The following is a 24,784-nucleotide window of genomic DNA, read 5'->3' as shown; positions in this document are numbered from 1 at the left end:
AAAAAAACAAGGCAAAGACCCAACGATTGACTACTATCCGCTCAATAGATTTGGGGAACGCCGCACACGAACGCGACAACCCACCCTTTATTTTCTCCCGACTCACACATGATGTGCGGTCAGGATTTTTACCCCGCTAGATACTCGCACTAATGGTCTGATGTGACAACGGTTTTGTTAACCACCTGTTAACAAAACGACCACAATTTCGTGAACATGCTAAGTAAATTGACACGCTGCCTTAAAAATGGGCTGAACTTCACCCAAAACAAACCGCTGAGGCCAGTCCAAACAAGCCTTGCCACCCTTCGCGTATTGTCCCTGCGCTGAGCAGGGATTTTGTCAGTTTCCAGTTTTAACGGCGGATTTCTCAGCGATCTTCACGCGCAACCTTCCGTTGAATAGAAAATGAAGTCCGGCGATCAGAGCCGGAGCACTGCATCCGATCAGGAAGCTGAAGATCACGGCCTGAATTAGGCCTGTGCCCGTTAGAAGAAATGCCACAAAACACATTGCGGCAACCAGCGGACCTGACAGTAAATACAATATGACCATCGGTTTTGCTCTTGGTTTATGCGTCGTTTCTGCGTCTGCCTACCCTGAAACCAGAATGTGTGTTTTTTGGGGCAACTGTTGGAAAATATAGTTTCCCAAAGTCAAACAGTCGCGGGGTAACACATCAAATTGATCTCAAGTTCATCATATCATCATATTTTCAGGACCACGATATCCCTTTAGCCGGGATTCAAAATTCATTGTGCCAGTGGGCAAATTTGCGCCACCCGGCCCACTCGAATCTGTCGGTCTTCAGTTAAGAAGTTGTTAACGCTGAATTACTTCGAAGAGGGAAATCCGCTTGCGGACGCCCAGCCACGTATCTTCCGCCATGCTGCGGCAGCTGCCGTCTGATGCAGGCATGCGAATACCACGAACATCACGACAGCTGAAAGCGAAAGCAGCGCAAATTGTAACACGATTCCACCCGACTCAGCTGCGAGAACCGCCAGAGGCGCGAAAGCAACAGCTCCAGCAACGGCTTTGAATATCTCTGGCACGGGCACCGCAATGGGGTCGATGCGGCGGCCAATATGGTAGTAGGCCAGAAAACTCAGCAATCCGCTGATCAAAAAGGCAACGGCGGCACCCGGTGGGCCCAGAAGGTAGATTAAGACGAAAGATAGCGCGACATGCACAGCCAGCGAACACAAGGTAATGATCAATTGCAGCCCAGTCTTTTTGGCGCGCGAGAAGGCAAAGCTAAAATACGCCCCCTGCAACCCGAACGTAAATGAGGCTATCGCCAGAACCCGCAGATACCCTGTGGTTCGGTCAGCAAATTCAGGGTCGAACAGCAGATTGGCAAAAACGCTTGCCGCACAGATCAGCGCGGCCACGATGGGCACCGCAATCAGCATCAGAAACGAAAAATACCGCTCCAGCACCGCGTCTGACGATTGCGCGCCGCGTTTTTCTAGCGCCTCGAATATCGAAGGACCCCATACGCGGGACAGGGTCTCCATCGGAAGGCGCACAGTTCGGGAGGCCAAGGTTTGCGCCGCCGCGAAATAGCCCGCGTAGTCCATCCCCGCAAAGACGGCCAGCAAGGATTGCGTTGACATCGCAAAGAATGTGGCGGTGGAGGAGACGACAGCCACGGGAAACCCGAATAGAAGATAGGTTTTCAGCACCGCCCCTTTTGGCCGCGCCACGCCCGAGCGGCGCAGCGTTACCGCCAGTGCATAGGCCCCGGTCAGTGCTGCGCCCAGGGACATGCCAATCAGCGCGCTTTTGTAACCGCCACCGGTCAGAACAAATCCGACCGCAAGCGAAACGCCCAGCCCATGGCGCAGCAAGGTAACGGCTGCGTATTTCGGCCCCTCGTGGTACTGGCGCAGGCAGGCGGTTCCCAGTTCGTGCATCGCGTGGCTGATGCAATAGATCGCCGCAAAGAAAAGGCCGTCGATCCATCCACCAGGCAGGATGACCGACACCAGAGCTGCCAGAACGAACAGCGCCACAGCCAGGATCGCAGCCGTCGACAGGGACATGGCGATGGTTTTGCCTTCGAATTCCGGCGTGTGGTGGAATCGTCCGATCGCAATCGCCAACCAATGGAAGGTGAACGAAAACATCAGATTCCCAAGCAACAGGGTCAGCGTATAACGTCCGAAATCCGCAGGCCCCAGAACGCGGGTCATCACGACAAGGATCGCAATCGCAATCACCGCAGACATCATTCTGGGCACGAAAAACCACGTCATCGCAGGTCGGACCTTAGAAACGACAGATGAAAACTCATAAACAATCCCAATCGCCCGGTCGACACGCCGCACGTCCGCCGACCTTTCGCCTGTCTGGCTACTGTGACACCCGCCCGTCGAATGTACAGATGGTTTTTGAATCATGCGCCGCGCGCATAATTCATTTGCCGGGTCCACCGCGGCCGTGGCAAACTTTACCGAGTGATTAAAACCGGTGGAAAAATTCAAGCTGTCGACCCGATGAGGCGCGCCAATTCCTACCGCAAATTCTTTGGATAGACCTTACGCAGCGATGACGCCCCTGACCCGACAGACACAATACCAGCAACAATCCGGCGCAGCCTTCCATCATTGGATTCTGGCCGCCTGTCTGGTGATCATGCTGTTGGTTGGCACCGATGTGGTCTCGATCGTGCTGTGGCAAATGGGGCTGGCCAAGAAGATTGAAATCGTGCTGCTGATACCGATCATGGGCATCACGTTGCTGTATTATCGCCACTTGATCCGGGGCATGACGGCCTCACCCGAGATCACGCTGTTGATCTGTTTGACTGCCTTATCAATCACCTGGAGCGATTTTCCCGCCTATTCAATCGAGCGTCTCGTTCCCTTGATCGTGACGTCCGGGTTTGCCATCGCTTTGGGTAGCATGATGTCCATGCGTGGGCTTTTGATCTTTCTCGCCATCTATTTCGGGAGCTCGATGGTTCTGTCGATGGGCGCAATCATGACCCTGCCGCAAGCACGTGGTATCCCGCCCTGGGGGGACACCTGGAACGGGATCTATGCACACAAAAACGGGCTGGGACTGGCGGCAATGACGGCGATGCTGACGTGCTACTATGCGTCGCGACAATTCACAGGGCGGCTGAAAACCGTCTTTATGATCGGCGCCCTGCTGGGTGTCTTTTTGCTGATCGCCTCAGAATCGCGCACCTCTCAGGTCATCGGGCTGATCACGATGTCGGCGCTTTTGATCAGTCAGATCGTTCCGCGATTGGAAACAATTTGGGCCATAGGCTTCATTTTGTTTGCAGTTCTCTTTGTCGGTACGATTGCCTTCCTATTGGCCTCACCGATTGCCGAGCCTTTGTTTGCGCTGATCGGACGCAAACCCACCCTGTCCGAACGCATCCCGATCTGGGAGCTGGTCTGGCCCAATGTTAAAGAGCGGTTCTGGTTGGGCTGGGGTTATCTAGCCCATTGGAATGAAAACGCACCACACCTGCGGTTCTACGCCAGCAAGGGAGAGCTGGGGTTCCTGCCGCATTATTCGCATAACGGGTTGCTTGAGACCTTCTTGAATGCCGGTTTTATCGGCGTGGCCCTTCTATTTTTGGGTCTAATGAGGTTCTTTTTCTCGGTTTTCTACTGCATGCGCCACATCCCGCAGCGCGATCCGTTCGTATTCGTGTTTGTTCTGGGTATGATGTACCTGTTCTCGAACATCACCGAGAGCACGCTTCTTAGTCGGATGAGTTCCAGTTGGATTTTCTTCCTGGCCTACACGACCAAAATGAATCTGGTCGCCCGCGCGCTGCGGGCCGATGCACGGGCCCACTATGAGCTCCAGAACAGGACGCGCCGCGCTTCCCAATTCGTGTCAAAACCCACGTGAATGTTGCGACTTTTTTCTAAGCAAAGGGTAATTTCGGACCCTATGCAGTTGCAGAAAGATTGACAGGCGCACGGTGGGTAGTGTGGACTCTGGCCATTCGCGTATCGAGATCAATTTCGATTCAAAGGTATTTGGGGGAGGCCCAGTTGAAGACAGCAATATTCGCAGGCGGTAAGGGCTCTCGCCTGATAGAAGAAACCCGCATTCGTCCCAAGCCATTGGTGGAAATCGCCAACCGGCCGATCCTCTGGCACATCATGCAGCATTATTCGACCTATGGTCATCATGAATTCGTGCTGGCCCTTGGGTATATGGGCGATCTAATCAAGCAGTACATGTCCGATCTGTGTCAACATGACGGGAACCTGAGGATCGACTTTGCCAAGCGCGAGTTGTTTGGCGAACCTGAATACCGGAACCCCGCGCTGGACGCTCAAATGCCGCCTTGGACCGTGGATTTGATCGACACTGGCGTCGACACGATGACAGGCGGGCGTCTGGCTCGGCTACAGCCCTATCTGGGGAACGAGACCTTCATGCTGACCTATGGGGACGGCGTGTCAAACGTAGATCTGGACGCGCTGCTGGCCTTTCACCGGTCGCACGGCAAGCTGGCTACGATCACTATGGTGCGTCCCCTGACCACGTTCGGGCATCTTCAGGTGCGCGAGGATGGTCTGGTCGAAGGGTTCATGGAAAAGCCCGAAACCGCCGCAGATTGGATCAATGGCGGCTTCTTTGTTCTAGAGCCGGAAGTGTTCGACGCCGTCGCCAGTGTAAATGGCGACGAAATCATGTGGGAAGAAGGCCCCTTGCCCAAGCTGATGGAGCTGGGAGAGCTGATGGCCTATCGCCATCCCGGCTTCTGGTACTGCATGGATCACCTCGCCGACAAACGCCGTTTGGAAGATATGTGGAAGAACGGCAATCGCCCCTGGGCCACGTGGGAACAGGGCAACGGGCCGACGAACGGCTCGACCCGCCTGACCGGCGACGGTCATCGCCCCGGCATTGGCCGAGGCGGAAATCCGGGGGACTGGGTCCGCTACAAGTCCCTGTAAGCGTTTCGAATTAAACTGCCTGGAGCGTCTCAAGAACGGTCCGGGCACCGCGTTCACCGGATTTGAACGCCTCATCTGTCCACTGATAACCCCACTCGCCGAACCGTCCGACATAGGTGATGCCGACTTCGTCCAGCCATTTGTGGACGATCGGCAGCGCCTCTTCCCGGTCCAGATCGAAGATGATGTTGGCGTGCGTAATCAGACGCGCATCCTTGTGCAGGATCTCTTCATCCTCGGTGATCAACCCGATCTTGACCAGATCATCAATCACCGGCTGAATCAGGTCCTCGGGCGCGACATCCAGCGGTCTGTATTTGTTGGAATAATAGCATTCGGCCTGAACAGAACCACATCCCGGCGGACAGGTCTTAGTCGACATTTTGTGCGGAAAGCTTAGGCGGGTAAAGACGATGTCCTCGTCGTAGATATAGGTCCAGGTAGCCGGGGTAAAATCATCGCGCGCAAGGCCGATATTCACCGTCACACAAGTGGTGCAGGCCAGCTTGGCAGCCGCGTCCAGAACCGATTGCGGGGCGCCTTTGACCATCGGGATCAGGTCCGGCAACGGGATGGAGGAGATCAGCTTGTCATAATTCTCGGTCACACCATTTTCGAACCGGACTGTTTTGGCCACCGGATCAATCGCCACCACCTTGTGATCCAGATGCAGATCGGTTTTTTCCATGAAAGGCTTGAGGTATGAGATAAAGCCCCCCTCGGTCGGATACCGGAAGTCGGTGATATAGTGGACATCCGGCGTTTCGGCGAAAACCGCGCCTCGAATCACTTCTTCCATCGAGGGGCGATACAGGCGCGGGCCCATCCAGACGGTACTCATCTGATCGGCGTCCACGGTGTGATATTTCTTGCCGTAAACCGCCGGGAAATGCGTACCGAAGGTTTCCCCAAAGACCGAGATCAGCCATTCCAGATAATTCGCAGGCTTCTCGACCACTTCCTGTTTAGACGCCTCGATGAAATCCAGAATGCACTGGGTTTTCAGCTCATCAGGCAAGTTGTGCAGATTGGCCTGCGCCGGGTGCTTGACCCAGGCCCCGTGGTAATAGTTGTTCACGTATGCCTGCAGTTTTTCGTATTTGCCGTCCACGTTACTGGCAAACAGATCTTGAATACGCGGGTCTTTCGAGAAGGAAATATGCGGACCGTCGTCGAAGATGAAGCCGCTGTCATGGGCAAAGGTTGCCGTATGACCGCCGGGAAAAGCGTTTTTGTCGTACATCCGGCTTGAAACGCCCGCGCCATGCAGATGATGGGCCGCGCCCAGACCAGCCATGCCGGACCCAATGATAATGATGTTCTCGTCACTCATATCAGGTTTCTTTCGCAATCTCGCGGCGCCACCAGGCAATGGTGTCCGCAACTCCGGTTTCCAAAGTGAATTTCGGGGACCAGCCTAGCTCGGTCCGCGATCGGGTATTGTCGGCCTCGACCAGAGGCGGGTCGCCCGGCCGGGCCTCGCGCGCACCAAGACGCACCAGGTCTTCGGCACCAATCTGACGGGCGATTTCAAGGATCAGATCAGACAGCGGGATGGCCGTGCCGCTGCCGATATTGACCGGACCTTCAAGGTCGCTGTTCAGCAGGGCCACTATCGCGCTGGCAACATCGTCGACATGCAGGAAATCTCGTTTCTGCCGCCCATGAGTGCACAGGGCTTCGCGCCCTTGCAACAATGAGATCACTACATCCGCCGCCAATCGCCGTGGATTCTCACCCGGCCCGTACAGAAAGAAGAGTCGCGCCCAGGCCCCCGACAGATCCAGCGCGCCACACAACTTTTCAAAAGCGGTAGCCAACCCCGCCTTGGCCGCGCCGTATTCAGTTGCCGGTGTCAGGGGTGTCTCGCGCTCATGCAGCTTGATCGGCTTGGACCAGTCATATTCCATGCACGACCCGCAAAATGTAACCCGCTGCCCGCCCGCCTGTTCAAAGGCGAATAACAGGTCGATAGAGTGCTGCACCCAGAGGAAATTCTCCAACGCTTGCTGGTTTCCCGGCCCCATATACCAGGCCAACGCTAATAGATGGCTGGGTCGGTGCTGGTCCAACACCGCTTGGATCTCCGCGGCGTCAGTCGTATCAGCGTTGATCCAGGTCACGTCGCCGGAGACTTGCGGGGGTGGACCACTTCGATATGTGGCGATGACTCGGCGCCCGGCAGTGGCGAGCTGACGAACGCAAGCGCGTCCGATAAATCCCGCTGCACCCGTGACCAGAACCGTTGGTTTTTGCTGTTTCGAACTCATCATGGCTGGGGATACTATCTTGCGGAGCTTTCAGGAAATCAGACTGGATTGAGTGGCCAGGTCGCATCTGTTTCAGAAACAGTAAATGCAAAAAATGAACATTGTGCACCCGGTGCAGAGGCGTCAATTCGAATCCCTCGGCCAAGCTCCGTGCTTTTGAATGTGGTGGAGGAACTAAACGCCTGCGCAAACGTCAGTATTGGACCCCGCACGCAAAGCCAAATCGTCCTGTGGGAAACAACGCCGGCAGGCCGCAAGGGACAATCCGTGAAAATCATTAAACACCCGCCTTCATCAACGGCACCCAAACAAAAACAACCCGCACGACACGTGGTCAGAAATCAAACAAAATCTACCTTGCCTGGGATTCTGCAACCTAGGCCGGCCCCCAAAAACTTAAACACAGACAGCCTGATTTTCCACAATTTTCAGACTTTCCTTGGGGTGTTTGCCGGTGACGCTGAACAAGTGAGCAAGCGCAGGTTCGGAAAAAACCTTTGGAAGCTTGGCCGCCATATGAGATAGTTTGGCCTTATTTTGTGTTAAAGGATCAAGCGGTTGACCAGTTCCTCAGTTTCCACCACCGCCTCGCGCGATGTGCTGATCTTCTCTCAACGCAGATTGAACGACAACGTTTCGCGCTGTTCGGGGTTCGAATTCGAAGACGTTCTGACCGAAATAGAAGCGGTCGACATCGTGGCCCCAGCCCGAAAACGGGACCGGTCGCTGCCTTATGATCCCAAACGCTGGCTGTCCAAACGAACAGATCTGTTCCGGCACTGGCCGTCTGGTGCGCAGAAAGTGACGCTGCAAAAGGACTATGACATCTTTGTTTGCGACGTCCAGAAACCGCAGGAGCTGCTAACGCTGGATGCGATCCCGAACTGGCGCGAACACTGCGGTCTGGCCGTCTGTGTGCTGGAAGAGGTCTGGAGCAAGGACCTGCACGTCCACCTGCCTCTGATCCGATCTCTGGCTAAGTTCGACCTGATCGCCTGCGCCTTTGCCGAGGCTTGTGACACCCTGCACAGCATCACCGGCAAACCGGTGATTCACCTGCCTGGTGCTGCGGATATGATCCGGTTTGCACCAACCTCTCTTTCCGCTGAGCGCCCCATAGATATCTATTGCATGGGACGCAGACGGCCCGAGCTGCATGACCGTTTGCTCAAGGTAATCAAGGATCGCGCTGGCTTCTATCTATATGATTCCGCAACAAAACCTCCGACCACGGCGCAACATGCGGTGCATCGGGATTTGCTGGCAAATCTGGTTCAGCATTCCAAACTGTTCATGGTGGATATCGCCAAGATCGGCCATGCCGATCAGAAAAAAGGCAATATTGCCTGGGGTCCCCGCCATGTTGAGGGCATTGCTGGCGGGGCCGCTCAGGTCGGCTATGCGCCGGACTCGGATGACTATCGGCAGTATTTCGATTGGCCAGAATCCGTGTTCCGCCTGTCCGAGGATCCCGACGAGGCTATTGACCAGATCGTCGGGTTGTTGGAAACGCCGGGTAAGCTCGATCAGATGCGCCGGGTTAACATGGCCCAAGCCCTGAACAAACACGATTGGCTGCACCGCTGGGCGCAAATTCTTGAAAAGCTGGGTCTGCCGGAATCAGATGGGATGGCACACAGACGGCAAGTGCTGTCCGAAGTGTCTGAAATCTTATTGAGCGGAGACACAGTCCAAACGGCCTAGGCCCTTGTTTGTCGGTAGATGGGGGAAAGTTCGTGGGGCGGCATGTGGCACTCAATACCCCTTCAAAGCCAGTCAGAAAAACCAGTATGTGCTAAAATAAACATGCCGCCCACCCAAGCAGGATGACATTGTGGCAAAATTGTGTCCACGATTCTTGGGGAAACTTATTGTTCGCTTTTTGGAAACGATGACTCACTCCCGAATCAATTGGTTCCCGCATGGGCAAAAACACCCGCTCCCGCACCATCTCGGCCCACTTTTTAACGGGCATGTGGAGCGATGGATGTGATCGCCCCCTCAGGTCAGTTCCAGTTTTTTCTTCAACGGGCCACTGTTTTTGACAATGACGGCCTGCACCGGTTCGGACACGCCCTGGATCGTGATGCCGCCGGTCTTACCCAGCATGTCAGGAATACCCAGGCCGCACATTTCATGCATATAGGTTGAATAGACGATCCCGGCCTCGATTTTATTGGTGACAGTCTCGAAAGCCTCGGCAATGATCGACACATTGCCAATCGCCGTCACCGGGCTGGGTGCTGCTTGGTCCGAGGTCTTGCCCACCCGTCCGATAATGGCCCGGCCCGAGTGCACCCCAATCCCGATCTTCAGCGACTCAACAAGATGCTGACTAAGGCTGCCTTGCGTCTCTTGAACCAGCAACTGGCACTTGGCCGCTGCATAAAGCGCAGAGCGCGCGGCCTGGGTTTTGTGCGTCTCAAGTCCGAAAACAGCCGTCAGCCCGTCATTGGTGAACTTGTCGATATGGCCATTCTGCTCTTCGATCTGTTCGACCACCATGTCCAAAAGCTGGTTGAGGACAAAAATGACGTCATAGGGCAGTGACTTGTCCACGAATGGGCGGAAATCCTTGATCTTGAGGTTCAACACGCTGACCTCACGCTCGACCCCCCAGCCGAACGGATCGGATTTCAATGGCGTCGATGCGGCGCGCTGAGGCTGGATGATTGGGCGGAGGCTGACATCTCCGTTCACGCGCGCCTGACAGGCAAGGCGCATGTTCGGTTCCGCGTTGATCTTGTCGAGAAGTTTGCGTTCGGCCGGGCCGATCGGGCTGAGGCCATCCTGCTCGGACAGAACCACTACCCGGCAGGTTGAACACCGCGCCCGCCCGCCACAGACCGACAGGTGATCAATCCCGTTGTCGCGGCTTACATCCAGAATAGTCTTTCCTGGGGCCGCATCCACGGTCAGCCCTTCGCCATAAGTCACGCGCACCTTGCGGCGCAGGTTCTGGCCCAGCAAAAACAGAACGAACAGGGACAGCAGCGCGCACAGAATGATCACCACCCAGCCCTGCGCAATCGCCTGATATTCGGAAACGGCAGCGCGCACCTCGGTCAAGCGCAAGGCCAGTTCTGTCGCCTCTGCCCCGTCCGGATCAAGGCTGAGGCGCAACACCTCGCGCTTGGCCGCTGTCATCCATCCGGCCATCGCCACGATCGGTACGGCCACCGCCAGCGGCAAAAGCACCAACAAGCCGTCCTTGTACCAATGCTTCGGTCGAAGCCAGAAATGCACGCCAATCAGCCCGTGCCCCCAGACCAGCAACATCAGCGCATTCTGTTTGATCGCCGCAACCGGCCATAGCAGCGACAGTTCCTGCAAATAGCTGACGGGCACGCCGGTCAGCAACTCGGACCCGCGGGTGACGATGATATGGCTGACAAGCCAATAGGGAATGGCCAGCCCCAGAATGATCTGAAACCAGCGCCAGAACGGCATTTTCAAGCTTCGGATGCTGAGGATCGTGACCGCGCCCAACAGCACATGCACCGCCAGGGCGCCATAGAGCAGAACCGTTCCGGGGACCGAGCTCCAGATCGCGGACATAGCGGCCAGCATCCGGTCCATCCACTCCAGCGATACCAGCCCCAGACCGTGGTTGATAAAATGCCCCGTTGCATAGGCCAACAGCACCAGCCCCGACCACAACCGGGCCTGCTGAGTCACGGTTCCTCGCCCGTTGGCTTTGATCTCTCGATGTCTGACGGCCATCTTCAACGCCCCTGATCAATCGCTTGTTTCGTAATCACCTAAAATGGCTGACACGCAGGGGTAGAGGATTATTCACCACAAATCCGTTTTCGCCTTCACGTTCAGGTGTGGTCTTCGTGTGGAAAGAACAGCGGGTTAAGCGCCATGCCGCTTAAGCCTCAGTTTTTTTGGCCTTGGCAGTCCTATTGGCAACGTCACGCTTCGTTCAGGAAGGGCGCAAAAAAGGGGCCGCCGGTATCGGCAGCCCCCTAATTTTACTTGTTAGACCGGCCTTACAGAAGGAACTGATCGTCGTCCGGTAGCAAATGCTCCAGCAGATCAGCGACGGTCAGATCCAAAAGCTGGTCAGCTGTATCCAGCGCTTCGGTCTGAGCCCCGTTCAAAACCAAAAGCTCGGCTTCGTCTTCTTGGGTCAGCTCATCGGCATCGGGTTCGTCTGTGAACTCGAACATATCCCAGTCACGGGTGTCGACAAAAGCAACGCTTTCCTGGGGCTGAGCGGCAATTCTGGGCTCGCCCGGACCAGTCGTGCCGCTGCCGTCGATATCGTCACCATAGAAGATTTCGACATCGGCAACGTTGTCGACGGCGTTCCCGCCCACCACGGCCCCCTGATCGTTCAGGATCCACTCATAATACGTTTCACCTACATCAGTTTTCCACAGCAGACGATATCCGCCCTCATTGGTCTCTTCGACATGGATCGCGCTCCAGCCTTCAATCCTGTCTGGTCCAACAGCGCTGCCCCCTTCGGTCACGCCAACACTGCCATTGATCAGATAGCCGCTTGCGGTCGAAACCGCCAACGTGGTCGCACCATCAGATTCGATCGGAGTCGTCACATGGCCGATAGTGTCGTCATCGTTGAGGTCCACATTATAGAATGCTTCGACATCGACCACGTTGCCCACACTTTGACCCGAAACATAAACGCCCTGGTCATCCAGGATCCATTCAAAATACGCATTACCCTGATCGGTTTTCCACAAAAGACGATACCCGCCCGAGCCAGCAGCCTCAGCTTGAATCGCACTCCAACCGTCCAGCGTCTCATCACCGACAACAACGCTGTCCACAGTGATTGCAATTGGGGTATTCCCGCCGCCCAGAAGGTAAATACCATGAGACGCGTGTTGAAGAACCGTGCCTGTGTTCTCGATGTCTAGAATCTGTGTGGCCGATGAAATGCCAGCGTAATTATACGATTGCGATCCGTTCGAGAACTCGAAAAGCTCAACATCGCTGGACACTGTGAAAGAGGTCTGTGTCAGCACGTTGTAGAACGTATAGGTGCTGCCATTGTCTTGGAACAGGTAGGTATTCAATCCGCTTATAAAGCGAACGATGTCAAACCCCGTCCCGCCGGTGAATGAACCGTTATTGTCCTGCACAATGGCAGTGTCGTTTCCTTCACCACCGTCAACCGTATCCTGGCCGGTCCCGTTTGCGACATAGATGGTATCGTGGCCTGTACCGCCGTTGATCGTGTTATTGTTGCTGCCGTCCGAGAGCGAGTAAATGATGTCGTTGCCACCATTTCCGTTCAAAGTGTTGACGGCAGCATTGCCAGTAATTGTATCGCTTCCTGATCCGCCAGACGCGTTTTCGATCACCACACCATAAGCGATAGTAAAACCGCCCTGTACGCCATCGACATAGGAAATAGCACCACCACCGAACGGACTATAGTCAAGTGTCGCAGGGCGCAGGTCGATTATGGCGGCGGCGCTACCAGTATGTCGAATTGTGTCTATTCCACCAGTGTCCCAAATGGCCTGGTATCCAACACCGGCGGTATTGAACGACGCCAGATCATAGGTATTGGCACCGGAATTATAGGTGGTATTTGCTCCGTACATGGCTTGAAGTGCTGCAATATCCAGCGCCCCAAGACCGGTCGATCCGCCATACGTCGCATTCACCGGCAATTGGCCGTTCACCTGAGTCCAGCCATCATTGTACGACATCACAGTGAAAACACCCTGATTCAGGTTGCCATCGCCGTACGAAAAGAAGGGCGAAGTCACACCATTCAGAACCGTTGTGCCCAACCCGGTGTAATGCGGGTGGCCTAGGCCCAAGGCGTGACCAAGTTCGTGCAACAAAGTGGTAAAAAAGAAACCACCCGGGTCGCCGTTCCCGCCCAACCCTGTGGTCCAGAAATCTGTATTGAACGCGCCTTCGGACGGAGAGTTAGACGGCGTATAGTGATATCCGAGAGTGCTCGATGAACCGAAAAAAATTGCTCGAAGATGGGGCAATGATTTCGTAGATATCCGCTTCTAGCCAAGAAGATACTTCAACAAACTGTACGTTTGCCACGGCTTCGATGGCCGCCAGCGCCGCGCAGAAATCTGCCTTGTGGGACTCTGTCCAGGATTGAGAATCCAGGTATTGATCAAAATTATATGTAATGACCGTCGTGGTATTGGGGTTCCCATCGCCCTAGGCAACGTCACCCTGAATAGCACTAAGAGGGGAAGCCGAACTGGGTCCGGGAATAAAAGTGGTCATATCAACAACCTCAAGAATATTTCAGGCCTGCGTTACCAGCGCTGTAATTTCACGCCAAAGTTGTCATTAACAAGGCAACACTCCCGCCATGACGCAAAACAGCGTCGGGTGCAAATCACAATGCCAGCCCGCACAGACTCCGAACCCAAAGCGTTGTCTAGAGGACACGCGTTCGTGAGCATTCACGCATTTTGCGAGATTGACGTCAGGAATCGCGGGTTCGCTGGCGAGAAAACAGTAAGGGCATAAAGCTACATGTGCAAACAGCGGCAGTCGATATTCACTCAGCCACCTCTGGTTCAGCCGCGCTTTTCTTGAACTGCTGGTCAAACAGACGACGGAAGCTGCCGTTCTGTTTCATCAGCTCGTCCAGATTGCCTTGCTCAACAACGGCTCCATCCTGGACCACCATGATCTTGTCTGCTTCAAGGATCGTGGAAAGACGGTGCGCAATCACAACGACGGTCATATCTGCGGTCAGAGAATCCAAAGCTTGTTTTACGAGAGATTCGGATTCTGCGTCCAACGCGCTGGTGGCTTCGTCCAGCAACAGAATTTCCGCCTTTCGCAGGATCGCACGGGCGATGGCGATGCGCTGTTTCTGGCCTCCGGACAAAAACGTGCCGTTTTCTCCAACTTGCGTGTCATAGCCGTCGGACAGCTCCGTGATGAAGTCGTGGGCGTGTGCAGCCCGCGCCGCCGCAATCACCTCTTCGTCGGTGGCCTCTGGTGCAGAACATCGCAGGTTGTCCATCACCGAGGCCGAAAACAGGAACGTATCCTGCCCAACATAAGAAATCTTGCGCCGCAGAGACGCGTAGCTGGCATGGCGCAGGTCCTGGCCATCAATCTCCAGCTGTCCTTCATCGGGGTCATAAAATCGCATGATCAGACCGAAAATCGTAGATTTTCCGCCACCGGATTGACCGACAAGCGCGGTGGTCTTGCCCGCCTGGAAAGTCAGGTTCATGTCCTCGATGACAGGTATCGTACCTTTGTAGCCAAACGTCACATTGCGCAGTGCAATCTCACCGGGGCCGTCCAGCAAATCATGGGCATCGGGGCTCTCCTGCATCGTGTCTTCCTGGTCCAGCAAGCCAAACAGAAGACCGACACCAACCATGGCAGCTTCAATCTGAACCCGCATCTTGGAGAGGCGCTTAGCCGGCTCATAGGCCATCAACAGAGCCGTGATAAAGGACATCAACTGACCTGCAGTAGGCGGCTCGGACCCCGCGATACCCATCGTGCTGACGATCAGAACACCGGCAACTGCCAAACCGGCCAGAAACTCCATCAGCGGGCTGGCGATGGATTGTAGCCGGGCGATATCGTTTGCACGCTCCTCCACCTTGCGGATCGCGGTGTCCATCCGTGTAATCATGCGGTCTTCCAACGCAAAGACCTTGATTACTTTGATCCCCGCAGATGTCTCTTGCAGTACGCGAATGATCTCGGCCAGTGATTTGAACTCGGCCTGCATGATCGAACGTACGCTTTTCAACAAGCGGCGCACGCCATACAGCGCAACCGGTCCAACGAGGAAAAACATGATCGACAAGACGGGTTGCTGATAAACCATTACGATCACCAGACCCACGAGGGTTAAAGCATCACGCACAAACCCGGTGACCAGGATATCAATGAGTCTCCGCGCCGACTGAGCTCCATTTGTCGTCCTCATCAAAAGATCCGAGGATTCATTGGCCGAAAAGAAAGACACCCCATGGCGCAGCAGCTTGCGATACACCCGGTCTTGCTGGGCGGCCACAATACGGTTGCCAGCCCGCGCCAGATATATGGCCTGAACATAGGTAGCGAGCGCTTTGGCAAGAAAAAGACCTACAACGCCAAGCGCAATCAAAGAGGCATAGCTTCTCATTTCCGGGCTGGTCATGGCGTCCACGATGTATTCCATCATGAAAGCCGCCCCTGCGGTCGTAGCAGCAACTGCAATCATCGCAACGATTGCAACGGCATACAGTCTGCCCTGCGCAAAAAAGCTCTCGCTGATGAGACGACCCATATAGCCAGATCGCCATTCATCCCAGGCGCGCTTAATCATTGCATTCTCCAGATCGTGAAACCATGCGCTCGCCCAGATAACCCATATTCCGGTTTGCCAAAAGGGCAGATAATACACCGCGACAGACTAGCCCCGTCCGGGGGCGATCAAGTTCCGCGTCAAAATAGGTGGGGTCTATAGGCGAAACAAGTCTTACAAACTCTCGACAACCTGCCTAAAATTGCCTGACCGTACTCGGATAGGGCCGCTACCAAGCAGCAAAATGCCCACAGCGCAGATATCGACGGCGGAAGTCTGCGCAATTTTATTTACCCAATTTTGGCGATGTTCAAACTGCGAAATTGTGTTACTCTTGAGCACGTTAATATACGCACTACCATATTCAAAGCGATGATCACGTTGCGCACGCATAAATTGTTTTCTGCATCGCGGTCAGCCAGACTGACCTTCTTGTCGCACCGGCAAATGCAAGCCGCCAATTGCGCTTGTACTAGCCAATTGAGATACGTAGTAACGCGGTAGAGCATTTTTGGAATCCATATTGTGTCGATCCGGTCTTTCATTCTTAGTCTACCAAAAGATGTAGAGCGTCGGCGCTTCTGCGAGCGTGAGCTTACGCAACACGGGCTGCATCACGAATTTTGTGACGCGATATCTGGCGATCAGATGGCCGAGGCCGATCTGCGCTGCGTCTACGATGCCGATATGAACCGGATAAAGTTCAAGCGGCCTCTTAGTCGAGGAGAGGTCGCCTGCACATTGGGGCATCGAAAGATCTGGCAAATAATTGCCGAATCCGATCAGTGTGTCAGCTTGGTTCTTGAGGACGACGCCACCTTTATCGTTGACCCACAGCCTTTCCTGAACGCTCTCGAAGATTGCCCCGAGTGTTTTGAGGACGTGATGATCAAACTAGATGGCGTGCCGGGGAATAACCTTCAGGTTCTGACGTCATTTGCAGATCAACACCTTGTTTTATCAGACAGATTACCTCCAAGAACCACCGGCTATGTTCTGGGTCGCCGCGCTGCACAGCGTCTGTTGAAGCCCGAAGCGCCCATCTCGAGACCGATTGATATCGACTTGAAATTTTATTGGGAACATAACGTCCCCATTCTGACCCTGCGCAAGCAAATGATTACGGAACGGCAGAACAGCGAAAGCAATATTGATCCTTGTCGCCGCCGTGCCAAACCCGGCTCACCGTTGAATAGATTTGTCCGTAACCTGGTGTATCAGGCGAAATACACGCACGGACGGTTGAGTCACCCTCTGAACCCGGACATGATCGAAGGACTGGCCCCATTGATGCGGGCAGATAGTCAGGTTCAAAAGCACGCATGAAAAAAAACCTCGTGGTTGTCCGGGCGGGCAACAACTCGTTGCACCACAGATGGCAAGACTTGCCGTTAAAGCAGCGCGACTACGATTTGCTGGTCAGCTATTTCTCGGACGATGCTTTTGCGGCCTTCACCCCGCAGCCGGGCGTTGAGGCTGTTTTGATCAAGGGCGGCAAGTGGGATGGCTTATACAAGACGCTGTCCGACAGGGATCTGGACCACTATGACTTCATATGGTTGCCGGATGACGATCTGGACATCAGCGCGCAGGATGTGAACGCCCTGTTTCAAGCCATGCGCACTCATGGATTGCGCATCGCACAGCCATCACTGACACTCGACAGCTACTATTCGCATTTTGTTTTTAGCCGATGCCCCGGATTTGTGCTGCGCTATATCAACTATATCGAGATCATGGCCCCGTGCCTGCATCGGGATGTTTTGAAAAAGGCCCTGCCCCTGTTTCAAGGTACAATGAGCGGATACGGGCTGGACTACATCTGGTGTCGCTGGGCCGAGGCCGGAGCGTTCCGAACCGCCATTCTGGACGAAATCGCGATGCACCACACCCGTCCGGTAGGAAAGGCTCTAAAATCAGCCATGGCTGAAACCGGCAACCTGAGCTCCGAACAGGAAGAGGCCGTCCTGAAAGAGATGTTCGATCTGACCCGCCGCACCGTGCCCATCGTCTTTGCCGGGATCTTGCAGGGTGGGCAGCCGATCTCGGGGCGGGTGCAGCTTGGCTGGCGCATGTGCAAAAGCTGGATGTCCGCTCTGTCGGAGTTTCGCGACAGAGGATCAGCTCGATCAGGCATCCTCAAGATCGCGCGCCGGCAATTGTCCAAGCCGTTGGACATGACGACCATCACGTCAAAACAGAAAGGGCCCTGAATGAGCACGCGGCATTTCCTGATGGTTGGGGCCGGGCTTTCGGGCGCGGTCATCGGTCGGTCGCTGGCAGAGCGGGGTCACAAGATCACCGTTGTGGACAGCCGCGATCATATCGGCGGCAATTGTCACACCCATCGCGACGCAGAAACAGGCGTTCTGGTACATGTCTATGGCCCCCATATTTTCCACACCGATGACGAAGAGGTCTGGAATTACGTCAATCGCTTTGCGACATTCCGGCCGTATAAGAACCGGGTGAAAACAACATCACAAGGCCGGGTGTTCTCGCTGCCAGTCAATTTGCACACGATCAATCAGTACTTCGGCACCACCCTGCGCCCGGATGAGGCGCGCGCCTTTATCACCCAAGAACAGGCCGATACTTCGATCACCGACCCACAGAGCTTTGAGGAACAAGCGCTGCGCTATGTCGGCCGCGATCTCTATGTGGCGTTTTTTAGGGGCTACACAATCAAGCAATGGGGCTGCCACCCCTCTGAACTGCCTGCTTCGATCCTAAAACGTCTGCCGGTACGGTTCAACTACGACGACAACTACTTTTTTCACAGATTTCAAGGAATGCCGGAAGAAGGGTATTCCGACATGATTGCCGGTATCCTCGATCACCCTGCAATCACGGTTCAGCTGGAAACAACATTCAATCGCGAAATGGGCGCCGCGTTTGACCACGTGTTCTATTCCGGCCCGCTGGATGGCTATTTCGACTATGAGCTTGGTCGGCTGGGCTATCGCACTTTGGATTTCGAGCGGTTCACCTATGAAGGCGACTATCAGGGCTGCGCGGTCATGAACTATGGCGACGAGGACGTGCCCTTCACCCGCATTACCGAGCACAAGCATTTTGCCCCGTGGGAAGACCATCAGGGCTCGGTTTGCTACCGCGAATACTCGCGCGCAGCGGGCCCCGACGACATCCCGTATTACCCGATCCGGCAGGTGAAGGAAAAAGCCTTGTTGAAGGACTATGCGGATCTGGCCGAGGCGGCACAAAATGTCACCTTTGTGGGTCGACTCGGGACTTACCGCTATCTTGATATGGACGTCACCATTCGCGAGGCGCTGGATACGGCAAACGCCGCACAGACCGCGATTTCAAACGGGGAAAACCTGAAGCCGTTCTTCGTTTCGGTTCTGTAAACGGCGCATCCATACAGTTTGAAACCAAGGGCGTATGTGGCGTTTAGGCATGCGCCTCTTGGCTTTGATCCGTCAGCTTGCCCGAGGTGATTGCCGCCAAAGCAACCATAACCGCTGCTGTTCCCAACACCAAAGGCAATCCACCGATCTGATAGGTCAGACCGGAAAGTACCGTGCCCAGCAACCGGCCTGTGGCGTTGGCCATGTAGTAGAACCCCACATCCATCGTGACACGCTCGGATTTGGTGAAGGCGAGGATCAGGTAGGAATGCAGCGCCGAATTGACGGCAAACAGCGCCCCAAACACCAGCAAGCCAAGAACCAGTGTGATGGTCAGCCATGTTTGCGGTCCGTCCGAGATCAGAACCGCCACGGTCAGCGCCGACGGGACACAGAACAGGGCTGCGGCCCAGCTTCGGGCAGCGTTTATCAGGTCGCCTTTAGTTCGATCTTGGGAGCGCAGGATTTTGGGTGCGTTGGCCTGAATGACGCCATAGAGGATGATCCAGAACGCCATAAAGGTGCCGATCATGAAAAAGGCCGCGCGATTGCCCTCTTCCGTGCCATCGGACAAAACGGCGTAGAAATAGATCGGGATTCCGACCACGAACCACACGTCACGAGCACCAAACAGGAAGACCCGCGCGGCGGACAGCCAATTGACGTTGGCAGATTTTGAGAAAACCTCGGAGAACTTCGCGCCCTTGCGCCCTTTGGGCAGACCGGGAGGCATAAACCGGACAACCGCGAACAGGATCACCGCCAGAACGATCGCCATCACGATAATAGCCGCCTGAAAGCCCAGTGTAGCCAGCATGGCTGCACCAAGAAGGAAGCCCAGCCCTTTGACAGCGTTCTTTGATCCGGTCAGCAAGGCCACCCAGCGAAACAGCTCGCCGCCCTCTGTCGGGGCCAACAGTTTCACTGCGGATTTCGAGGACATCTTGGCCAGATCCTTGGCCACTCCGCTTGCGCCTTGCACGATCATGACATAGGTCACAGATGCGCCAATCGCCCAGTTAGGGTCTAGTTGTGTAAGTGCCAGCAATGCCACCACCTGCAACCCAAGCCCGGCATAAAGAGTCGAAGTCAGGCCAAACCGAGCCGCGATCCAGCCCGCTGCAAGGTTCGTCACCATCCCGGCAATTTCATAGAGGACAAACAGATACGCCAACTGCACTGGCGAGAAGCCCAGCGTATGAAAGTGCAGCAGCACCAGCATCCGCAAGGCTCCGTCGGTCAGCATAAAAGCCCAATAGGCCGCCGTAACCGCGATATAGGCCGACAGCCCCTCGGGCCGTTCGGTCACAGCGAGGCCCCGACCATCAGCGCCACATCCACCAGACGGTGCGCATAGCCCATTTCGTTGTCATACCAAGCATAGATCTTCACCTGCGTCCCGTTCACCACCATGGTCGAGGGCGCATCGACGATCGAGGAGCGTTCGTCATTGCTGTAGTCGGTGGATACCAGCGGCCGGGTCTCATAGCCCAGAATACCTTTTAGCTCGCCATCGGCGGCGGTTTTGAAGCAGGCGTTGACCTCTTCGACGGTTGTTTCGCGTTCAACCTCGAACACGCAATCGGTCAGCGAGGCATTCAGCAGCGGCACCCGCACCGCGTGGCCGTTCAAACGGCCTTTCAGTTCAGGGTAGATCAGCGTAATGGCCGTGGCCGAGCCGGTTGTGGTCGGGATCAGCGAGTTCAATGCCGACCGCGCGCGCCGCAGGTCCTTGGCGGGGCGGTCCACGATGGTTTGCGTGTTTGTCACATCGTGGATCGTGGTCATCGAACCGTGGCGAATGCGCAGATTTTCATGGATGACCTTTACGACCGGAGCCAGACAATTGGTGGTGCAGGACGCCGCGGTCACGATGTGATGGGCTGCGGGGTCATAAGTGCTTTCATTAACGCCCATCACGATATTGGCCGTGGGGCCGTCCTTGACCGGGGCTGAGACGACAACCTTCTTCACCCCTGCCTCGAAATACGGTGCCAGCTTAGCCTCGGTCTTGAACACGCCCGTACAGTCGATCACCACATCCACGCCATCCATAGGCAGGTCGGACAGGTCTTTGGTGCCAATGAACGGCAGGCGCGTGCCATTGATCGTCACGCTGTCGGCGTCATGGGTAAATTCCGCATCCCAGCGGCCATGAACAGTGTCAAATTCCAACAGGTGCGCATGCATCTCGGGGTCGCCAGCGCTATCATTGATCCAGGCGATCTTGGCGCCCTTCTCGAGCAGAGGTTTTAGGGCCAGTTTGCCCATCCGGCCAAGGCCGTTTACCGCGTAAGTCGTCATTGCATGTCCTCAACAGGTGTTCTGGCGATGTCATCCACGGCCGTTTGTAAAGCGATCCGATCCAGGCTTTCGACGGGTAGAGAGGTAAACGCCTCGATCCGTCGCTTCAGCGCGCCATAGGCGTTCTGGAAGGCCAGGCTTTTCTCGGCGTCCGTGCCCATGGCCTTGACCGGGTCAACCATGCCCCAATGGCCACTGATGGGTTGTCCTTCCCAGGCCGGACAATCCTCGTTCGCGGCCTGATTGCAGACGGTGAACACGAAATCCATCTCGGGCGCGCCATCGGCTGCAAATTCAGACATATGCTTGGACCGCAAAGCCGAAGTATCGTGCCCTTTGTCAGCCAGAACCTGCATCGCGAAGGGGTTCAATTCAGAGGTCGGCTGTGTGCCTGCAGAATAAACTTTGAACCGATCCCCACCCAAGCTGCGCAGGATGGATTCGGCAAAGATCGAACGGGCGGAGTTGCCCACACACAGAAAAAGGACGTTGTATTTCCGGTCCGGCATAGTCTTGGCTCCTTGGGTGGAGGGCATACAGATATCGGGCCGACCTTTGCAGCAATCTTTCAGCAGGAAGTCCAGCATGTGCTGCACATTCGTCATCTCGATTGAATATAGCAGCGATGTCCCCAACCGCTCCTGCCGCACCAATCCCGCGCGTTGCAGAGCATTCAGGTAGTTCGACAAGGTGCTGGGTTTAATATCCAGCTGCACTGCCAGTTCACCGGCAGGAACAGTGTCAGGAAAGCGTCGCATAAGCATGCGAAACACCATTAACCGCTGCGGATGGCCCAGGGTGGCCAACTGATCTGTTGTTTTATATTCCATATTTCACGAAATATTGAAATAAAGGATGTGCGACAACCACTATTCAGCGCTGTTACAAAAATTTCACAGTAAGGGTTCTGCACCCAGAGCCTAAGAACTGGGCTTGCGCGCCTGACCCGGACGGTTTAAACGAGCCCTCGCTTGCCTCAATAGCTCAGCTGGTAGAGCAGGTCCTTCGTAAGGACAAGGTCGGGGGTTCGAGTCCCTCTTGAGGCACCAAAAATAGCTGTATTTTACTAATTTTTGAATATTTTTGCGATAAATTGATAAATATCCCCTGATTTGCCCCCCGATTTTTTGTTGATGCCTGATGATCCCGGGTTGATTTCAATTCCATGCCCATCACCCACTTCCTACTGTTAAGAATGGCCATACTATTAAGCACATCCGCTTTGGCTCAGGAGCGGACCTTCGCCAAAACTGACTGAGCGTCTGCTAAGCGGACAAAGCGGACATATTCTTGCGCCGAATCTTGTCATCCGTATGCTCATTTTGAAGACAGAAGAAACGGAGCATGCGCCTACATGAAGTTTTTCTCCCGCAGATCTTTCTGGTCATTCTCAATGGTTTTGGTTTCGTTGACGACCGTACCAAGCCTTTCATTCGCACAAGTTTCGGAGAGTGTTACATCTCAAGTCATCTATGTTCCCTCCTATTCGCGGGTCTTCACGCAGGAGGGGCGCAGCGAACCGCTCGCGTCTACGCTAGTTGTGCACAACATTAGTCTTCAATCAGCGATCAAAGTTGAGAGCGTCGAATATTACGACAAAGCGGGGCAGCTTCTGGAAACTCTCCTAAATGAGCCCGTTCAACTGATGCCATTTGGGTCGATGAATGCGCTTGTACCTATTGGTAGCGTCGGGGACGGGATTGGCGCGAATTTCGTAGTTACCTGGTCGGCAGAAGTTCCGGTACTGCCCCCTATCGTAGAAGCGATCATGGTCGGAGGAAGCGGCACTCAAGGAATTTCGTTCACAAGTCGAGGTCAGGTGTTGTCTCAAAAACCCTAACACCGACCACCACTTTGCTTCTATGTAACCAGCTCAATCATCAAAGTAATACTCAAGCACAAGTGACTGGCGTTGGCTTTGGGTTCCAGGCAGATATTAGTGCATTTTCTCCGAGGGCTGTTAAGGACGGACAGCAAAAAAACAGACCCAGGCAAAACATTAAATTGATCTGTTCCTTCATCGCCTTACGCTGGAGATACGGAGGTCCAGCTCATGTATCGCACATTTGTTTCTTCAATTTTTGTGGCCATAGCCACGACCTGCTTTGCACAGGACTACGATGTAGTCATAACGAACGGGCGGGTCATCGATCCAGAGACAGGTTTGGACGCCGTCCGAAATCTAGGGATAAACGGCGGCGAGATATCTGCGATCTCCGAGTTCGCAATGGACGGTTCGGTGGAGATCGATGCAACCGATCTTGTAGTGGCGCCGGGGTTCATCGATTTACATGCACACGGCATGAACTTGGGCGATATGCGTATGCAGGCGATGCAAGGCGTAACAACTGTTCTGGAGTTGGAGTCCGGTATCCTCCCTATTGCAGATTGGTATGCAGAAATGGAACGGCAGCAGACACCGCTGAACTATGGGGCGTCTGCGGCTTGGACGTTTAGCCGAATAGCTGCCTTCACAGGTGAAGGGCCAGTTGCCGAACTATCCTATTTTCAAGATGCGCAGAGGTTCGACGATTGGAAAACAGAAATCGCCGATCCGCTTCGCATGGCGGAGTTGTTGGACTTAGTCGAGCAAGGATTGAAAGAGGGGGCATTGGGTATAGGCGTTAACGCAGGATACGCGCCTGGTTACGGTCAAAAAGAGTACTTCGCTTTGGCAAATATGGCCGCCGACTACGGCGTGGCTACCTATACGCACGTGCGGTACGCATCGAATTTGGAACCGCAGGGGTCTTTTGAGGCAATAAAAGAATTGATTGCGAACGCCGCGCTTACAGGCGCACACATGCATATCTGTCATATCAACAGTTCTTCATTGGAAGACATCCACGCCACCCTTGATTTGGTGGAACGGGCCCAAGCTCAAGGCATTAACGTCACGGTAGAGGCCTATCCTTATGGTGCCGCGAACACCGTTGTAGGAGCCGCGATGTTCTCAGGCGACGGATGGCGAGAACGCATGAGCTCTACGGCTAAGAACTTTCAATTGGGCGCAGATCGCATGACAGAAGAAGAGCTTACCGATTACCAGAACAACGAGCCGGGCACCTTCGTCACATGGCATTTTCTGGACGAGAACGATCCTGACGCACTAGCGCTATTAGATGCATCCGTTACCCACCCAGCAGTCATGATCGCCTCGGATGCGGTGTTCTGGTCCTACTTCGACGAAAGCGGGGCTGTTCTGAACTATGAAGGTAGTGATTGGCCACTTCCCGACAATGTATTTAGTCACCCGCGGTCGGCGGGAGCGTTTAGCAAAATCCTTCGATCTTATGTGCGCGAACGAGGCTTACTGTCACTGGAGGAGGCAATTCGCAAGATGTCCTTGATGCCAGCTCAAACGCTCGAGGGATTCGTTCCACAAATGAGGAAGAAGGGGCGGCTGCAAGTAGGAATGGATGCTGACATTGTCGTCTTTGACCCCACGACCGTATCAGACCTAGCCACCTACGAAAACGCGAACCAACCTGCCAAAGGTGTCCATACCGTTCTCGTAAACGGCTCATTAGTCGTTGAGAATGGTGAACTCAAAATAGACGCTGATTCAGGTCAACCAATCCGCCGCAAGCTCGAAAGATAAGGTGACCGCTTTGGGCT

General features: G+C 54.8%; 17 protein-coding genes and 1 tRNA gene. 9 read left to right on the top strand and 9 right to left on the bottom strand.

The features are described from left to right. Nucleotides 1–833: 833 nt before the first annotated feature. Complete coding sequence (locus tag ACR0L1_RS07145) at nt 834–2,261, bottom strand: oligosaccharide flippase family protein (protein ID WP_480857943.1); 1,428 nt, start codon at nt 2,259–2,261, stop codon at nt 834–836. A gap of 292 nt (nt 2,262–2,553) precedes the next feature. On the opposite strand from ACR0L1_RS07145, the gene ACR0L1_RS07140 reads away from it, so the two are divergent. Continuing rightward, nucleotides 2,554–3,879: an O-antigen ligase family protein gene (locus tag ACR0L1_RS07140; protein ID WP_480857941.1), complete on the top strand. Its 1,326-nt coding sequence runs from the start codon at nt 2,554–2,556 to the stop codon at nt 3,877–3,879. A gap of 146 nt (nt 3,880–4,025) precedes the next feature. Next, a complete protein-coding gene (locus tag ACR0L1_RS07135) occupies nt 4,026–4,940 on the top strand; it encodes a sugar phosphate nucleotidyltransferase (RefSeq protein WP_170789463.1) in 915 nt (304 codons plus the stop codon). Nucleotides 4,941–4,950: 10 nt separating this feature from the next. On the opposite strand, the gene ACR0L1_RS07130 is transcribed toward ACR0L1_RS07135, so the two are convergent. Beyond that, nucleotides 4,951–6,273, bottom strand: coding sequence for a protoporphyrinogen/coproporphyrinogen oxidase (locus ACR0L1_RS07130; RefSeq protein ID WP_480857939.1), 1,323 nt, complete (start codon nt 6,271–6,273; stop codon nt 4,951–4,953). A gap of 1 nt (nt 6,274) precedes the next feature. Continuing rightward, nucleotides 6,275–7,213 carry an NAD-dependent epimerase/dehydratase family protein gene (locus tag ACR0L1_RS07125; RefSeq protein ID WP_480857937.1) on the bottom strand — a complete coding sequence of 313 codons (939 nt, stop codon included), beginning with the start codon at nt 7,211–7,213 and terminating at the stop codon, nt 6,275–6,277. A 555-nt stretch (nt 7,214–7,768) separates the two neighbouring features. On the opposite strand from ACR0L1_RS07125, the gene ACR0L1_RS07120 reads away from it, so the two are divergent. Further along, nucleotides 7,769–8,914, top strand: a complete 1,146-nt coding sequence (locus ACR0L1_RS07120; RefSeq protein ID WP_480857936.1) for a glycosyltransferase — start codon at nt 7,769–7,771, stop codon at nt 8,912–8,914. A 297-nt stretch (nt 8,915–9,211) separates the two neighbouring features. On the opposite strand, the gene ACR0L1_RS07115 is transcribed toward ACR0L1_RS07120, so the two are convergent. The 3 genes from ACR0L1_RS07115 to ACR0L1_RS07105 form a co-directional block, all read right to left on the bottom strand. Continuing rightward, complete coding sequence (locus ACR0L1_RS07115) at nt 9,212–10,933, bottom strand: adenylate/guanylate cyclase domain-containing protein (protein WP_480857934.1); 1,722 nt, start codon at nt 10,931–10,933, stop codon at nt 9,212–9,214. 272 nt (nt 10,934–11,205) lie between these two features. Further along, on the bottom strand, nt 11,206–13,080 hold the full coding sequence (locus ACR0L1_RS07110; RefSeq protein ID WP_480857932.1) for a M10 family metallopeptidase C-terminal domain-containing protein: 1,875 nt from the start codon (nt 13,078–13,080) through the stop codon (nt 11,206–11,208). Nucleotides 13,081–13,727: 647 nt separating this feature from the next. Beyond that, entirely contained in the window at nt 13,728–15,512 is a 1,785-nt protein-coding gene (locus tag ACR0L1_RS07105) for an ABC transporter ATP-binding protein (protein WP_480857930.1), read from the bottom strand. 504 nt (nt 15,513–16,016) lie between these two features. On the opposite strand from ACR0L1_RS07105, the gene ACR0L1_RS07100 reads away from it, so the two are divergent. From ACR0L1_RS07100 to glf, 3 genes are read left to right on the top strand one after another with little or no spacing between them, the layout of a single operon-like run. Next, on the top strand, nt 16,017–16,817 hold the full coding sequence (locus ACR0L1_RS07100) for a glycosyltransferase family 25 protein (protein ID WP_480857928.1): 801 nt from the start codon (nt 16,017–16,019) through the stop codon (nt 16,815–16,817). Then, the gene (locus tag ACR0L1_RS07095; RefSeq protein ID WP_480503523.1) at nt 16,814–17,704 is read left to right on the top strand and encodes a hypothetical protein; all 891 of its coding nucleotides are present in this window, start codon (nt 16,814–16,816) and stop codon (nt 17,702–17,704) included. Before ACR0L1_RS07100 ends, ACR0L1_RS07095 begins: the two co-directional genes overlap by 4 nt. After that, a complete protein-coding gene (gene glf, locus ACR0L1_RS07090; protein ID WP_480857925.1) occupies nt 17,705–18,862 on the top strand; it encodes a UDP-galactopyranose mutase in 1,158 nt (385 codons plus the stop codon). Nucleotides 18,863–18,905: 43 nt separating this feature from the next. Here the strand turns inward: glf and arsJ are convergent, their stop codons facing one another. From arsJ to ACR0L1_RS07075, 3 genes are read right to left on the bottom strand one after another with little or no spacing between them, the layout of a single operon-like run. Next, on the bottom strand, nt 18,906–20,171 hold the full coding sequence (gene arsJ, locus ACR0L1_RS07085; protein ID WP_480857923.1) for an organoarsenical effux MFS transporter ArsJ: 1,266 nt from the start codon (nt 20,169–20,171) through the stop codon (nt 18,906–18,908). Further along, on the bottom strand, nt 20,168–21,166 hold the full coding sequence (locus tag ACR0L1_RS07080) for an ArsJ-associated glyceraldehyde-3-phosphate dehydrogenase (RefSeq protein WP_480857921.1): 999 nt from the start codon (nt 21,164–21,166) through the stop codon (nt 20,168–20,170). Before ACR0L1_RS07080 ends, arsJ begins: the two co-directional genes overlap by 4 nt. Continuing rightward, on the bottom strand, nt 21,163–21,996 hold the full coding sequence (locus ACR0L1_RS07075; protein WP_480503527.1) for an arsenate reductase/protein-tyrosine-phosphatase family protein: 834 nt from the start codon (nt 21,994–21,996) through the stop codon (nt 21,163–21,165). The genes ACR0L1_RS07080 and ACR0L1_RS07075 overlap by 4 nt, the downstream gene beginning before the upstream one ends. Nucleotides 21,997–22,139: 143 nt before the next feature. Here ACR0L1_RS07075 and ACR0L1_RS07070 point away from each other — a divergent pair. The 3 genes from ACR0L1_RS07070 to ACR0L1_RS07060 all read left to right on the top strand — a co-directional run bounded on the left by ACR0L1_RS07070 (nt 22,140) and on the right by ACR0L1_RS07060 (nt 24,767). After that, a tRNA-Thr gene (locus ACR0L1_RS07070) sits at nt 22,140–22,215 on the top strand. 305 nt (nt 22,216–22,520) lie between these two features. After that, entirely contained in the window at nt 22,521–23,006 is a 486-nt protein-coding gene (locus tag ACR0L1_RS07065) for a DUF3124 domain-containing protein (protein WP_480857919.1), read from the top strand. Between the two features lie 213 nt (nt 23,007–23,219). After that, a complete protein-coding gene (locus ACR0L1_RS07060) occupies nt 23,220–24,767 on the top strand; it encodes an amidohydrolase family protein (RefSeq protein WP_480857918.1) in 1,548 nt (515 codons plus the stop codon). Nucleotides 24,768–24,784: the final 17 nt, after the last annotated feature.

It is taken from the genome of Ruegeria sp. J8 (assembly GCF_056531925.1).
The sequence above is the reverse complement of the archived record's forward strand: the minus strand, read 5'-3'. Positions and strand labels throughout refer to the sequence as shown.

What these genes read in the sequence shown, in the direction of transcription:
- ACR0L1_RS07125 (WP_480857937.1), bottom strand. Translation starts at nt 7,213, where the DNA reads ATGATGAGTTCGAAACAGCAAAAACCAACGGTTCTGGTCACGGGTGCA.
- ACR0L1_RS07140 (WP_480857941.1), top strand. Translation starts at nt 2,554, where the DNA reads ATGACGCCCCTGACCCGACAGACACAATACCAGCAACAATCCGGCGCA.
- glf (WP_480857925.1), top strand. Translation starts at nt 17,705, where the DNA reads ATGAGCACGCGGCATTTCCTGATGGTTGGGGCCGGGCTTTCGGGCGCG.
- ACR0L1_RS07105 (WP_480857930.1), bottom strand. Translation starts at nt 15,512, where the DNA reads ATGATTAAGCGCGCCTGGGATGAATGGCGATCTGGCTATATGGGTCGT.
- ACR0L1_RS07095 (WP_480503523.1), top strand. Translation starts at nt 16,814, where the DNA reads ATGAAAAAAAACCTCGTGGTTGTCCGGGCGGGCAACAACTCGTTGCAC.
- ACR0L1_RS07075 (WP_480503527.1), bottom strand. Translation starts at nt 21,996, where the DNA reads ATGGAATATAAAACAACAGATCAGTTGGCCACCCTGGGCCATCCGCAG.
- ACR0L1_RS07065 (WP_480857919.1), top strand. Translation starts at nt 22,521, where the DNA reads ATGAAGTTTTTCTCCCGCAGATCTTTCTGGTCATTCTCAATGGTTTTG.
- ACR0L1_RS07130 (WP_480857939.1), bottom strand. Translation starts at nt 6,273, where the DNA reads ATGAGTGACGAGAACATCATTATCATTGGGTCCGGCATGGCTGGTCTG.
- ACR0L1_RS07145 (WP_480857943.1), bottom strand. Translation starts at nt 2,261, where the DNA reads ATGACGTGGTTTTTCGTGCCCAGAATGATGTCTGCGGTGATTGCGATT.
- ACR0L1_RS07080 (WP_480857921.1), bottom strand. Translation starts at nt 21,166, where the DNA reads ATGACGACTTACGCGGTAAACGGCCTTGGCCGGATGGGCAAACTGGCC.
- ACR0L1_RS07060 (WP_480857918.1), top strand. Translation starts at nt 23,220, where the DNA reads ATGTATCGCACATTTGTTTCTTCAATTTTTGTGGCCATAGCCACGACC.
- ACR0L1_RS07115 (WP_480857934.1), bottom strand. Translation starts at nt 10,933, where the DNA reads ATGGCCGTCAGACATCGAGAGATCAAAGCCAACGGGCGAGGAACCGTG.